12 protein-coding genes are annotated in these 12,510 nt (G+C 65.5%); 5 read left to right on the top strand and 7 right to left on the bottom strand.

Features of this window, described 5'->3' with window-relative positions; translation table 11 throughout:
• Positions 1 to 87: 87 nt before the first annotated feature.
• Positions 88 to 1,137: a DUF4439 domain-containing protein gene (locus ACUYMZ_RS08830; protein WP_481602793.1), complete on the top strand. Its 1,050-nt coding sequence runs from the start codon at positions 88 to 90 to the stop codon at positions 1,135 to 1,137.
• A gap of 93 nt (positions 1,138 to 1,230) precedes the next feature.
• A complete protein-coding gene (locus ACUYMZ_RS08825) occupies positions 1,231 to 2,253 on the top strand; it encodes an aminoglycoside phosphotransferase family protein (RefSeq protein ID WP_481602792.1) in 1,023 nt (340 codons plus the stop codon).
• A gap of 30 nt (positions 2,254 to 2,283) precedes the next feature.
• Here ACUYMZ_RS08825 and ACUYMZ_RS08820 read toward each other — a convergent pair whose 3' ends face one another.
• Entirely contained in the window at positions 2,284 to 3,078 is a 795-nt protein-coding gene (locus tag ACUYMZ_RS08820) for a sulfite exporter TauE/SafE family protein (RefSeq protein ID WP_481602791.1), read from the bottom strand.
• The gene (locus tag ACUYMZ_RS08815) at positions 3,075 to 4,886 is read right to left on the bottom strand and encodes a proline--tRNA ligase (RefSeq protein WP_481602790.1); all 1,812 of its coding nucleotides are present in this window, start codon (positions 4,884 to 4,886) and stop codon (positions 3,075 to 3,077) included. Before ACUYMZ_RS08815 ends, ACUYMZ_RS08820 begins: the two co-directional genes overlap by 4 nt.
• A gap of 490 nt (positions 4,887 to 5,376) precedes the next feature.
• Between ACUYMZ_RS08815 and ACUYMZ_RS08810 the strand changes: the two genes are divergently transcribed.
• The 3 genes from ACUYMZ_RS08810 to ACUYMZ_RS08800 are packed head-to-tail and all read left to right on the top strand — an operon-like array spanning position 5,377 to position 7,483.
• Entirely contained in the window at positions 5,377 to 6,120 is a 744-nt protein-coding gene (locus ACUYMZ_RS08810) for an ABC transporter ATP-binding protein (protein WP_481602789.1), read from the top strand.
• A gap of 8 nt (positions 6,121 to 6,128) precedes the next feature.
• Positions 6,129 to 6,872 carry an ABC transporter permease gene (locus tag ACUYMZ_RS08805; protein ID WP_481602788.1) on the top strand — a complete coding sequence of 248 codons (744 nt, stop codon included), beginning with the start codon at positions 6,129 to 6,131 and terminating at the stop codon, positions 6,870 to 6,872.
• The gene (locus ACUYMZ_RS08800) at positions 6,869 to 7,483 is read left to right on the top strand and encodes a TetR/AcrR family transcriptional regulator (protein WP_481602787.1); all 615 of its coding nucleotides are present in this window, start codon (positions 6,869 to 6,871) and stop codon (positions 7,481 to 7,483) included. Before ACUYMZ_RS08805 ends, ACUYMZ_RS08800 begins: the two co-directional genes overlap by 4 nt.
• 23 nt (positions 7,484 to 7,506) lie before the next feature.
• On the opposite strand, the gene ACUYMZ_RS08795 is transcribed toward ACUYMZ_RS08800, so the two are convergent.
• From ACUYMZ_RS08795 to dxr, 5 genes are all read right to left on the bottom strand, one after another.
• The gene (locus ACUYMZ_RS08795) at positions 7,507 to 8,385 is read right to left on the bottom strand and encodes a GNAT family N-acetyltransferase (protein ID WP_426007511.1); all 879 of its coding nucleotides are present in this window, start codon (positions 8,383 to 8,385) and stop codon (positions 7,507 to 7,509) included.
• Entirely contained in the window at positions 8,348 to 9,514 is a 1,167-nt protein-coding gene (gene ispG, locus ACUYMZ_RS08790; RefSeq protein WP_387433889.1) for a flavodoxin-dependent (E)-4-hydroxy-3-methylbut-2-enyl-diphosphate synthase, read from the bottom strand. The genes ACUYMZ_RS08795 and ispG overlap by 38 nt, the downstream gene beginning before the upstream one ends.
• A gap of 49 nt (positions 9,515 to 9,563) precedes the next feature.
• The gene (locus ACUYMZ_RS08785) at positions 9,564 to 9,857 is read right to left on the bottom strand and encodes a YciI family protein (protein ID WP_426006795.1); all 294 of its coding nucleotides are present in this window, start codon (positions 9,855 to 9,857) and stop codon (positions 9,564 to 9,566) included.
• A gap of 66 nt (positions 9,858 to 9,923) precedes the next feature.
• On the bottom strand, positions 9,924 to 11,255 hold the full coding sequence (locus tag ACUYMZ_RS08780) for a M50 family metallopeptidase (RefSeq protein ID WP_481602786.1): 1,332 nt from the start codon (positions 11,253 to 11,255) through the stop codon (positions 9,924 to 9,926).
• 33 nt (positions 11,256 to 11,288) lie between these two features.
• Entirely contained in the window at positions 11,289 to 12,473 is a 1,185-nt protein-coding gene (dxr, locus tag ACUYMZ_RS08775) for a 1-deoxy-D-xylulose-5-phosphate reductoisomerase (RefSeq protein ID WP_481602785.1), read from the bottom strand.
• Between the last annotated feature and the right edge of the window lie 37 nt (positions 12,474 to 12,510).

Genomic DNA, 12,510 nt, shown 5'->3' with positions numbered 1-12,510 from the left:
ATAGATGTTGTTGTGACTACTAGCCTAGCGATTTTCGGGACCACATGGTGCACGCAGTTCCAGCCGCGCATGACACCATGGTGTGTTGTGAACGGGCAGACAAAGGAAAAACGGCAGGCACCGGCGTGGGGACGGCTCCTGCTTGTTGGCCTGGTGGCCCTGCTCGTTGCCGGCACCGGAATAGTGCTTATTCCGCGCGATTCCGGCGTTCCCGACGACGTTTCCTTCACGGAGGCCGCGCGCCGGGGCGCACTGGACAGCACACTGGAACTGCGCAGCTCGTCCCTTGCCCTGCAGGACGCAGGCTCCCTCCCCGCCCCGGCGGCCGGCAGCCAAGGGATTGTGACATTACTGACAACCCATGCCCGTGCCCTGCAGGTGCCGGCTACTTCCCGGCCCAGTGGCACCGTATCCACCGGTGCGGTTGCTCCTTCCAAGGCCGCTTTCGTCGCCGGACTGTCGGCAAGCGGGCACCAACGGCTGCGGGACGCCCGCGAAGCTGACGGCGGCATCGCACGGCTGCTGGCCGCCGTGGGAACGTCGCAACTGCTGGCCGCAGAGGAACTGGCGACAGCCTGGCAACTTCCCGCGCCTGGTCCGGTACCGGACCAGGGCGGAAGCACGACGGCGGCCGGCCCGGTTTCGTGCCCTTCGGTCAGTCCCACGAGCGAACCCGGTTCGGCCACCACCGATGCAGCCTTGGCAGCTGCAGTACGGTCCGGGCAGGAGGCCGTGTACGTGTACCAGGTTGCGCTCAAGCGGATCGAGGCCGGTTCCGCGGACTCCGCGGCCGCGGCCCTGGCGGCCCATGAAGAGCTCCTGCACCAGGCAGAAACACTGACCCGTGCCAATTGCGGGGACGTCCCGGCACCGGAAGCCGGCTACCGCCTCCCCGCGCAATTTGCGCAGTCCCCGGCTGCAGCCCTTGGCGCCCTCGAAGCCGCCAGCCTGCCCCGGTTCGGCGACCTGGTCGCCCTGTCCACCGGCGGAACCCGCGATTGGGCCATCAGCGGCCTGCTGGCAACCGGCCGCCGAAGCGCCCTCTGGGGCGCTCCGTTACCTCCCCTCCCCGGTTTGACGCTCGACGCCGGTGACTTGCCTCCGCTGCCGACGCCAAGCGACAGCAACGCCGGCTGATTCCTGCCGGCCAACCCGCGGTCTCCTGCTGGACCAGCGGGTTCACTGCCGTTAATACGTCGCCGCCGGGGCACGCAGGGATACGCTGATCGCGTGAGCCTTCCTGCCATGATTCCGATTCCGGGCGACCTGCACGCCCGGTACAACCGCCACTCCGCGGGCCGGGACTGGCTGGCCAGCCTGCCCGGGCTTCTTCGGGACGCCCTGGACCTTTGGAATCTCTCCGTGGACCTTGCCCCGGGTGCGGAGCCGTGGAACGGCCATGGCGCTTTGGTGGTTCCCGTCGTACAGGAGGGACGGAGGGCTGCCCTCAAGATCGCCTATCCCCATGATGAGGCGGTGGTCGAGCGGCATGCCCTGACCCTCTGGGACGGGAACGGCGCCGTACGGCTCCTGGCCGCCCACGGTCCCAGCTGCTCCATGCTGCTGGAACGCCTTGATGCCGCACGGTGGCTCCAGGACATTCCCTTGGACGAAGCCGCGGAGATCTGGGGCGGCATCATGCGCCGTCTCTCCATCCGTCCGGACGAGCGGCCGGAATGGCGTGAGTTGGAGCACGTGGCGGCCACCGCCGAACGCTGGAGCGACGAACTTCCGGCAGAGTGGGAACGCCTGGACCGGCCATTCCCGAGGTGGCTGTTGGAAGCGGCATTGGAGGTGTGCCAGACCCGCGGAGCAGTCGGCCGCCGATCCGGAACCGACGTCCTGGTGCACACTGACCTTCACTTCATGAACATCCTGGCCATAGATGGCCCGGACGCCGGCCAGCGGGGCGGGTACCTCGCCATCGATCCGCAACCACAGATCGGTGAAGCGGAATTCGCGGTCGCTCCCGTCCTGTGGAACCGGATCAGGGATCTGCCCGCGGGCGATCCGGCCGCCGGGCTCCAGGAACGGTGCGTGGCCTTCAGCCGGGCTGCAGGCCTGGACGCCGAAGCCGCCCGCGAATGGAGCCTGTTGCGGGAGACAGCCAACGCACTCTGGTATGCGGCGAAGCCCGCACATTCCGGCCACCTTGCCCGCTCGCTGTGGGTAGCCAGCACCCTGGCCGGGAAGACCCTCGACGGGCTGCCGGCGGTCCGCGACCTTCCTGACCCTGGTGACGGCGTCAGTTGATCCAACGCGCGGCCTGCGCCGCGGAGCAGGTCACTGGAACGAGTCGTTCCAGACATCGACGCCGAGCTTGATGATCAGCGCAGCCACCACGATCAGGAACACGATCCGCACAAACCCGCTTCCCCGGGCAACCGCCGTCCGCGCACCAAGGTAACCACCGGCCATGTTGGCCAGGCCCAGGACCAGGCCAACACCCCAGAGCAGGCTCCCGTGTGGCAGGAAGAACAGCAGGGCACCTGCGTTGGTGGCCATGTTGACGATCTTGGCCTTGGCGCTGGCCTCCAGGAAGGCGTAGCCCATGGCAGAGACCAGGGCGATGACCAGGAACGACCCCGTGCCAGGGCCGATCAACCCGTCATAGAAGCCGATGACCGCTCCGATGAGGCAGGCCACGACGTAATGCTTGTGGCCATCATGCCGGAGTGCGGTCAGCTCTCCCGCACTGGGGCGGAGCGTAGTAAAAACTGCGACGGCGACGAGGGCGACCACGATGATCGGCTTGAAAACGCTCGCGGGCAACGACGCTGCCAGGATGGCTCCCCCGAAGCTGCCGGCCAAGGCTATCACCGCCATGGGGACAGCAGTTTTCAAGTCGGGCCCCACCCGGCGGTAATAGGTGGCGGCACTCGTGGCCGTGCCGAAGATGGAGCCCATCTTGTTGGTGGCCAAAGCCTGGACGGGCGTGATCCCCGGCACCAGCAACAAAGCGGGGAGCTGGATCAGTCCCCCGCCTCCCACCACGGCATCCACCCATCCGGCAGCAAATCCAGCCACCACGATCAGGATGATGGTGGTGAGCTGGATCGACTCGAAGCCGGAGATCAACGGCTGCGGACAGCGTTGACCACGTAGTCGACTGCCTTGTCCACTGCAACGTTCTCGGCGTCGCCGCTGCGGCGGTCCTTGATCTCCACGACGCCGTCAACCAGGCCTCGGCCCACGGCGAGGATAGTGGGTACGCCCACCAGCTCGGCGTCGCCGAATTTTACGCCAGGGGAAACCTTGGGCCGGTCGTCGTAGATGACATCCAGGCCGGCTGCTTCGAGTTCGGCGGAGAGCTTCCCGGCAGCTTCGAAGATTTCGTCACCGCGGCCGACCGCCACTACATGGACGTCAGCCGGTGCGACGGAGCGCGGCCAGACCAGGCCACGGTCATCGTGGTTGGCTTCAGCCAAGGCGGCAACAGCACGCGTCACGCCCACACCGTAGGACCCCATGGTGACCACTACCTGCTTGCCGTTCTGGTCCAGGACCTTGAGGTCGAGGGCTTCGGCATACTTGCGGCCCAACTGGAAGATGTGGCCCATTTCGATGCCCCGTGCGGTTTCCAGCGGACCCGACCCGTCCGGAGAGGGATCCCCGGCACGGACCTCGGTGCACTCAATGACACCGTCCCACGTGAAGTCGCGGCCTGCCACGAGTCCAAAGACGTGCTTGCCATCGATGTTGGCGCCGGTGACCCAGGCGGTGCCGGACACCACGCGCGGATCCACCAGGAACAGCAGTTTGGAAGAACCTTCAAGGCCCAGGACGGCCTGGTCCAGGGACAGGCCGGGGCCGATGTATCCCTTGACGAGCCAGGGCAGCTTCCTGAGGTCTTCCTCGTTGGCGGCTTCCAGGCCGACTTCGCCGCCGATCGGCAGGAAGGCCCCGATGTTCGCCTCGACGCGCTTGAGGTCCACCGCCCGGTCACCGGGAACGCCGATCACCACGATCTGGCGCTCACCCGTGGGCAGCGTCACGGCGAGGACGACGTTCTTGAGGGTGTCCGCGGCCGTCCAGGCGCCGCCGTCGGCTTCGCTGCGTGGCGCCAGCTGGTTGGCAGCGTCCACCAGCGTCTCGATGGTGGGCGTGTTCGGTGTATCCAGGACCTCGGCCGCCGGTGCGGTGGTGAAGTCGATGTCCTCGGGAACCACCGTGGTCACTGCCTCGACGTTGGCTGCGTAACCGCCGGCAGAGCGCACAAACGTGTCCTCCCCGATTTCCGTGGGGAACAGGAATTCCTCGCTCTTGGAACCGCCCATGGCGCCTGCGGTTGCCGTGACGGGCACCACTTCCAGGCCGAGCCGTTCGAAGATCTTGAGGTAGGCGGCGCGGTGGGCGGCGTAGCTTGCGTCCAGGCCGGCGTCGTCGACGTCGAACGAGTAGGAATCCTTCATGATGAATTCACGGCCGCGGAGCAGGCCTGCGCGGGGACGGGCTTCATCGCGGTACTTGTTCTGGATCTGGTACAGACTCAGAGGAAGGTCCTTGTAGGACGAGTAGAGGTCCTTGACCAACAGGGTGAACATTTCCTCGTGGGTCGGAGCAAGCAGGTAGTCGGCACCCTTGCGGTCCTGCAGGCGGAAGAGGCCTTCGCCGTATTCGGTCCAGCGGTTGGTTGCCTCGTACGGTTCGCGCGGAAGGAGTGCCGGGAAGTGGACTTCCTGGGCCCCGATGGCCGACATCTCCTGTCGGATGATCTCTTCGACCTTCCGGAGCACGCTCAGGCCCAGCGGCAGCCACGTATAGATACCCGGCGCCGCACGGCGAATGTAACCGGCCCGGACCAGCAGCTTGTGGCTGGCAACCTCGGCGTCGACGGGATCTTCACGCAGGGTGCGCAGGAACAACTGGGAAAGGCGAAGGACCACGGGGTTTTATCCGTTTCTCTGGCAGATGTGGCAAAAACAACTGTCTACTAATCTACCGGCTGGCAGCACACCCGTTGGAACGCTGACGACCCGTGGACACCCCGGCACAGAAGAGCCACGCCGCCGCGTCCGGAAGCCCCTGGCCGATATCGGCTGGTCATCCTGCGATGGCGTGGCTCAGCGGCCGGCCGGCCGCAGACTCTGTCCTGGGACTAGATCGCCGTTCCCTCCAACGGAACGGGATCGCCTGCAACTGGGAGGCAATGGTCACTGCCGAGTTTCCGGGCGGTGCGGCTGCTCAGCGCATCCGGCAAGGTCAACGTCATGATTCCCCCTGTCACCACCCGGCACCCCAACGGCACGGTTAGGGAAGAATCTATGTGATGGCCAACACGTTTTCAAGAATGTGGGCCCCGCTGCCTGCTTGACCTGGCGGGAACGCAGGAATACCGTGAATTCATCATCTGGTGAATTATCGGCGGAGGGCATCATGACCCAGGCGATAGAGGCTGCGGGGCTCCACATCTCCCGCGGACGGACCAAAATCCTGCGCGGCCTTGACTTCACGGTGGAGACCGGCCGCGTGACAGGCCTGCTGGGACCTTCCGGCAGCGGAAAGACCACGCTCATGCGCGGGATCGTAGGGGTCCAGCGCATCACCAAAGGCGCATTGACGGTCTTTGGCCGTCCGGCAGGCAGCGCACCGCTCAGGCACGCCGTCGGCTACGTCACCCAGGGCGCCAGCGTCTACGGCGACCTTAGCGTCGAGGCCAACGTCCGCTACTTCGGCGCCATGCATGGCAGGTCGGCGACGGACGCGGCCTCGGCGATTGCCGCCGTCGGGCTTAAGGACCATGCCCGTCAAAAGGCAGGTGACCTCTCCGGCGGACAGTTCAGCCGCGTTTCCCTCGCCTGTGCGCTGGTAGCGCAGCCCAGGTTGCTGGTGCTGGATGAGCCGACGGTGGGTCTCGACCCTGTCCTTCGCGCCGAACTGTGGGAGCGCTTCACTGCCATGGCGGCGGCAGGAACCACGTTGCTGGTCTCCAGCCACGTCATGGAAGAAGCCGCCCATTGCTCCTCCTTGCTGCTCCTGCGCGACGGACTGCTCCTTGCCCAGCTGACGCCCAAGGAACTGGCCGAGCGCGGCAAAAGCAGCGACCTCGAACGGGCATTCCTCACCATCATCAGGGACGCGTGGCGCGAGGACTCCCCGGCACACCGGGTGGCATCATGAACCCGCGCATGACCCTGGCAACTGCCCGCCGCGTCCTGGGACAGCTCCGGCATGACCGCCGCAGCATTGGGCTGATCCTCGTAGTCCCGGCACTGCTGCTGGCCGCCGTCTACTTTCTCTTCGAGAACGAGTCCCTCCCGCCGGGCATCCCCAGGACGTTCGACCGTGTGGGCCTGATGATGCTGGCCATTTTCCCGTTCGTGGTGATGTTCCTGGTCACCTCCATCACCATGCTGAGGGAGCGCACCTCCGGCACACTGGAACGCCTCCTGACCACGCCCATCCACAAAGCCGACCTCCTCTTCGGCTACGCCATCGCATTCTCCATCATGGCCGCGCTGCAGTCGCTCGTGGCCACTGCGGTGGCGTACTGGATCTTCAAACTGGATATCCAAGGGAGCCCCGGCTACGTCGTGATGATCGCCGTCATCAATGCCGTGCTGGGCGTGGCCTTGGGCCTGCTCTGTTCGGCCTTCGCCCGTACGGAATTCCAGGCCGTCCAGTTCATGCCCGTCGTGGTGGTTCCGCAGATCCTCCTGTGCGGGCTGTTTGTGGCCAGGGACCGGATGAACGATGTCCTTGAGGCAATCTCCGGGGTCCTACCGCTGACGTTCTCCGTGGATGCCCTGCGGGAAATAGCCGGAAACACCGAGCCAACGGACACCATGTGGCAGGACACGATGGTGATGGGCGGGATCGTGGTGGTTGTCCTGGTCCTTGCCTCCTTGACGCTCCGCAGGCGGACTTCATGAGCCTGCAGCCACTGCGGAGAGGACGCAGGAACCGGAGCGGACACTCCCGTGACGCCATCCTGGCCGCAGCACGGAAACTCTTCGCCGAGCAGGGGTTCGAGGGCACCAGCCTGAGGCAGGTCGCACGGGAAGCCGGAGTGGACCCCGCCATGGTGCACCACTTTTTCCAAGGCAAGGACGACGTCTTCGCCGCCAGTGTGGAGCTTCCTGTAGACCCTGCGGAGGTACTGGCCGGGATCGAAAACCTCGACCCTGAAGAACGGGGCGAAGCCCTGGTCCGTGCCGTCCTGCGACTCTGGGAAGGTCCTTCGCAGCACGCACTGGTGGCCTTCGCCCGGGGAACCATTGGCTCGAAAGCCAAAACGGCCCTGCTCCGGGAAATGGTGGCCCGGGCCATCCTGACCCGGATCACGGCCGGCCTGGAAGGTTCCGCCCAAGAGGTCCGGATGCGCGGCAACCTGGTGGCCTCGCAAATGGTGGGACTGATGCTGGCGCGCTACGTGATCCGGCTCGAACCGCTGGCCTCGGCCTCCCGGGACGACGTGGCGAGGTATCTCGCCCCCACCATCCAGCGGTACCTCACGGGAGATATGGGCATCCCCGACCAGTAGGGCACAGCCGGCGCCCGAACACGTCAGAACAAAACAGTCGCGAAGGTGCCCACCTGCTTGAAGCCCACGCGTTCGTAGGTCGCCCTGGCTTTGGCGTTGTAGTCGTTGACGTACAGGCTGGTGACCGGCGCGTAGGTGCGGGACAGGTTTACGACGGCGGCCATGTAGCCGGCGCTCTGGTGGTGTCCCCGCATGTCAGGATTCATCCAAACACCCTGCACCTGGGTGACCTGGGGGGTGACTGCGCCAAGCTCGGCTTTGAACACCACGGTCCCGTCGGCATCGATATGGACCAGGGAATGTCCCTGCCGGATCAACCCCGCCACGCGGCGGCTGTAGAAGTCCTGCCCGCCCAAAAAGGGCGAGTAGCCCACTTCTTCCTCGAACATGGCCGCGCAGGCAGGCAGGATCCGCTCGAAGTCGGCCATGGTGCCAAAGGTCAGCCTCGGATCAGCAGCGATCTCCGGAGTGCCTTCAAGGGCAAGGAGTGGCTGGCTCGCGCGGACCTCGTGCGCAAAGTGGCCCAACTGTTCAAAGCGCGCGTAGAGTGCCAGGACAGTCTCCGCCGGGCCGAAGATGGAAGCGTAGCGCTTGCCTGACTGGTGGGCCGCCTCGGCGAGGAAGCCGGCCAGGGAAGCGTCCAGTTGGACAGGCACCAGGTTGGCACCGGCCCAGCAGGCACCCAGCAGGGTCTGGTCATCGAACAATCCGTAGATACTTGCGCCACCGCTGGTGGGCGCAGCCGTCCCCACGCTGTCCAGATGCGCCAGGATGAAGACGTTTGCTACCGGATCCTCGTTCGCAAGCGCGCGAAGGGCCAGGGTGTCGGCACTGCCGAGCACCCTGACGCCCAGGCCAGTCCCGTTACGAGACGCTAACCACGGGGCTACCCTTGACAGCATCTTCGCCATCGGCCTCCCCCATCTCTTCGGCGATCCGCATCGCCTCTTCGATCAGTGTCTCAACAATTTGGCTTTCGGGCACGGTCTTGATGACCTCGCCCTTCACGAAGATTTGCCCCTTGCCGTTGCCGGAGGCGACGCCGAGGTCGGCCTCGCGGGCTTCGCCGGGTCCGTTGACCACGCAGCCCATGACGGCCACGCGAAGGGGAATTTCCATGCCTTCGAGCCCGGCGGTGACCTGCTCGGCCAGCGTGTAGACGTCTACCTGGGCACGGCCGCACGAGGGGCAGGAAACAATTTCCAGCTTGCGCGGGCGCAGGTTCAGGGACTGCAGGATCTGGTTGCCCACCTTGATCTCCTCCACCGGCGGCGCCGACAGGGAAACACGGATGGTGTCGCCGATGCCCCGTGAGAGCAGGGCACCGAATGCCGTTGCCGACTTGATGGTCCCCTGGAACGCCGGACCAGCCTCGGTGACGCCGAGGTGCAGCGGCCAGTCGCCCTTCTCGGCAAGCATCTCGTAAGCAGCGACCATCACCACGGGGTCGTTGTGCTTTACGGAGATCTTGAAGTCGTGGAAGCCATGTTCTTCGAACAGCGAGGCTTCCCAGACGGCGGACTCCACCAGGGCCTCGGGCGTGGCTTTGCCGTACTTCTTCAGGATGCCCGGCTCCAGCGAGCCGGCATTGACGCCGATGCGGATGGACGTGCCGTGGTCCTTGGCGGCAGCGGCGATTTCCTTGACCTGGTCATCGAACTTGCGGATGTTCCCGGGGTTGACACGGACGGCAGCGCATCCGGCCTCGATGGCGGCAAAGACGTATTTAGGCTGGAAGTGGATGTCTGCGATCACCGGGATCTGGGACTTCCGGGCGATGATCGGCAGGGCCTCGGCGTCGTCCGCCGACGGACACGCAACACGCACAATGTCACAACCGGACGCCGTCAGCTCAGCGATCTGCTGCAGTGTGGCGTTGATGTCCGTGGTGGGCGTGGTGGTCATCGACTGCACGCTGATGGGGTAATCGGAACCAACTCCCACGGACCCAACCTTGATCTGCCGCGTTTTACGACGCGGGGCAAGAACAGGTGGCGGGGCTGCTGGCATTCCCAGGCTGACCGAGGTCACTGTGGACTCCTTGGGTTGGGGTGGTACGTGGTGGTGGGGGTTGCCCGGTTCAGGACGTGTGCGAAGCCAGGAGCCCAATGATGGGCGACCATTCGGTAGTCCGGATGCCGGCGATCGTTCCGGCGTCGGCGAACGGGTCCTGCTTCAGGAGGTCGTTGAGTTCGGCTTCGTCGGCGGACTTGAAGATCAGCAGCGCACCGGCGCCGTCTCCGTAGGGACCGCTGGCCAGCAGCTTGCCCTCCTCTGCGAGGTCGGCCAACCAGGCACGGTGGGCAGGGCGGGCTTCATCGCGGAGGGCGCCGGAATCGGCGGCGTATACGTACTCAACAGCGAAAACAGTCATGGTGATAGCCTATCCCGCCGGCCGGCGTGGTTTGATACGGCAGTGACGCACCGCATGGCGTCCCCGCTAGCCAAAGATGTTCACGGGCTTGACGATGTCGGCGTAGATCAGCAGCGCGCCCATGGCCATCAGCAGCGCCGCCACAACGTAGGTGGCCGGGAGCAGCTTGGCGATGTCGAACGCTCCGGGGTCCGGTTTGCCGCGCCACAGGGCAACGCGCCGCCGAACGGCTTCATAGAGCGCCCCTGCCACATGGCCGCCATCCAGTGGCAGCAGGGGGATGAGGTTGAAAATGGCAAGCGCAAAGTTGAGGCCTGCCAACAGTCCCACCAGCGCCCCGGCGCGCGCCTGCAGCGGAACCTGTTCCATGGCGGCTACTTCGCCGGCCACGCGGCCCACGCCCACCACGCTGATGGGACCGTTGGGATCGCGCGGCTCCTCGCTGAAAGCCGCTTGTGCAACCCCCGCCACGCGGGCAGGCAGGTTAAGGATGACGCCCGAAATCTGCTTGATGTTCTCCCCCGCCATGGGCAGGACAGACGACGCCGGTTGGGGCACCAAAGCGCTTTGGGCACCGATTCCCAGGAAGCCCACTTCCTGGTACTTCAGCACTCCGTTGGCGTCCTGCTCAGGGCGGCCATCCGGGCCTGCGACAGGCCGGGACGTCAGGACCGGGGTGACGGTGGTGGACACCGGTTGCCCGTCCCGTTCCACCGTGATGGGCACTTCCCTGCCGGCCGAGGAGCGGATCCACCCGGTCAGCTCCTCCCAACTGGTCACCGCCTTGCCGTCAAAGGAGGTGATGGTGTCGTTGGGCTGCAGTCCGGCCGCCGCGGCCGGCGTTGGTTTGCATTCGGCGGAATCGGGGTCAACCGTTTCGCCCTCTGCAACCTGGCACTTGGAGACATCGGCGATGGTGGTGGTTGCCGTGGCCACGCCAAACCCCATGAGAAGCACCGCCGTCAGCACCAGGCCGATCAGGAGGTTCATGGCGGGCCCTCCGAGCATGATGATGATCTTCTTCCAGACCGGCAGTTTGTAGAACACCCGGTTTTCATCACCCGGCCCTACCTCTTCGTGGGCCACCGAGCGGGCCTCCGAAGCCAGTGTCTGGAACATGCCCGTGCTGGACGGGCGTACGCCGCCGTCGTCCTTGTTGGGCGGGTACATGCCGATCATGGAGACGTAACCGCCCAGCGGCAGCGCCTTGAACCCGTACTCCGTTTCGCCCTTTTTCCGGGACCACAGCGTGGGGCCGAAGCCAATCATGTACTTGGTGACCCGGACCTTGAACAGCTTGGCGGGGACCAGATGGCCCACCTCATGCAAGGCGATGGACACGGCAACGCCGATGGCGACGAAGACGACTCCAAGGATGAAAAGTAGGACGGGACTCATGCCGGTGGGACTGCTTCCGTGGGGTTGGGGGATCTACTGGGCGCTGCTGGCTAAACGATCGTGGGTGCGGGCACGTGCCCACCTCTCAGCATCCAGTACGGATTCCACCGTCAGCTCCAAGGAGCCTGAATGTTCGCTGAGGACCGATTCCACCGTGTCCACAATGTCCGTGAAGCGGATGCGGCCGGCGTGGAAAGCCTGGACAGCTTCCTCGTTGGCGGCGTTGAAGACGGCCGGGTAGGTGCTGCCTTGCTTGGCCGCGTCCTTGGCCAAATCCACCGCCGGGAAGGCTGCCGTATCCAAGGGTTCGAACGTCCAGCTGGTGGCCTGTGACCAGTCGCACGGCGTAGCTGCCCGCGGCACGCGGTCCGGCCAGCCCAGGCCCAGCGCTATGGGAAGGCGCATGTCCGGTGGTGATGCCTGGGCGATGATGGACCCATCCACGAACTGGACCATGGAATGGACCACCGACTGGGGATGGACCACGACGTCGATCCTGTCCAGCGGGACGTCGAAAAGCAGGTGCGCTTCGATGACCTCCAGCCCCTTGTTCACCAGGCTGGCGGAGTTGGTGGTAACCATCAAGCCCATGTCCCAGGTGGGGTGGGCCAGCGCTTCCTGCGGCGTGACGGCGTGGAGCTGCTCCCGCGAGCGCCCCCGGAAAGGGCCGCCGGAGGCCGTCAGGATCAGTTTTTCCACTTCCTGGGCCGCCCCTGAGCGAAGGCACTGGGCGATGGCCGAATGTTCGGAGTCCACGGGTACGATTTGGCCCGGACGGGCCGCCGCCTTTACCAGGGCGCCGCCGACGATCAACGACTCCTTGTTGGCCAGCGCCAAGGTGGCGCCGGAGGCGAGCGCGGCCAACGTGGGAGCCAGGCCTATGGACCCCGTGATGCCGTTGAGGACAACATCACACGGAACAGCGGCGATACGGGTCGAGGCGTCCGGGCCGGAGAAGATTTCGGGTGAATACGGTGCAGCCCCTGCTTGCTCCACGGCCGCATCCAGCAGCCGGCGCAGCTTGTCCGTATCACCCTGGGCGATGCCAATCGCCTGGGCCCGGGTATGGACGGCCTGCTGGGCCAGGAGTTCCAGGTTTCCGCCTCCGGCGCTGAGGGCCACTGTTTCGAAGCGGTCCGGGGCTGCATTGACGACGTCGATCGCCTGCGTGCCGATGGAACCAGTGGACCCTAGGATGGTGATCTTGCGCGGCTGCATTGCTTAAGTATCCCAGCCTCCCCTGCCGCGCGTAACG

Source organism: Arthrobacter sp. T572, from assembly GCF_056780115.1.
The sequence above is the reverse complement of the archived record's forward strand: the minus strand, read 5'-3'. Positions and strand labels throughout refer to the sequence as shown.

Coding starts and splice junctions, on each gene's coding strand:
- ACUYMZ_RS08805 (WP_481602788.1), top strand. CDS start 6,129: ATGACCCTGGCAACTGCCCGCCGCGTCCTGGGACAGCTCCGGCATGAC.
- ACUYMZ_RS08810 (WP_481602789.1), top strand. CDS start 5,377: ATGACCCAGGCGATAGAGGCTGCGGGGCTCCACATCTCCCGCGGACGG.
- dxr (WP_481602785.1), bottom strand. CDS start 12,473: ATGCAGCCGCGCAAGATCACCATCCTAGGGTCCACTGGTTCCATCGGC.
- ACUYMZ_RS08795 (WP_426007511.1), bottom strand. CDS start 8,385: ATGCTGTCAAGGGTAGCCCCGTGGTTAGCGTCTCGTAACGGGACTGGC.
- ACUYMZ_RS08785 (WP_426006795.1), bottom strand. CDS start 9,857: ATGACTGTTTTCGCTGTTGAGTACGTATACGCCGCCGATTCCGGCGCC.
- ACUYMZ_RS08800 (WP_481602787.1), top strand. CDS start 6,869: ATGAGCCTGCAGCCACTGCGGAGAGGACGCAGGAACCGGAGCGGACAC.
- ACUYMZ_RS08780 (WP_481602786.1), bottom strand. CDS start 11,255: ATGAGTCCCGTCCTACTTTTCATCCTTGGAGTCGTCTTCGTCGCCATC.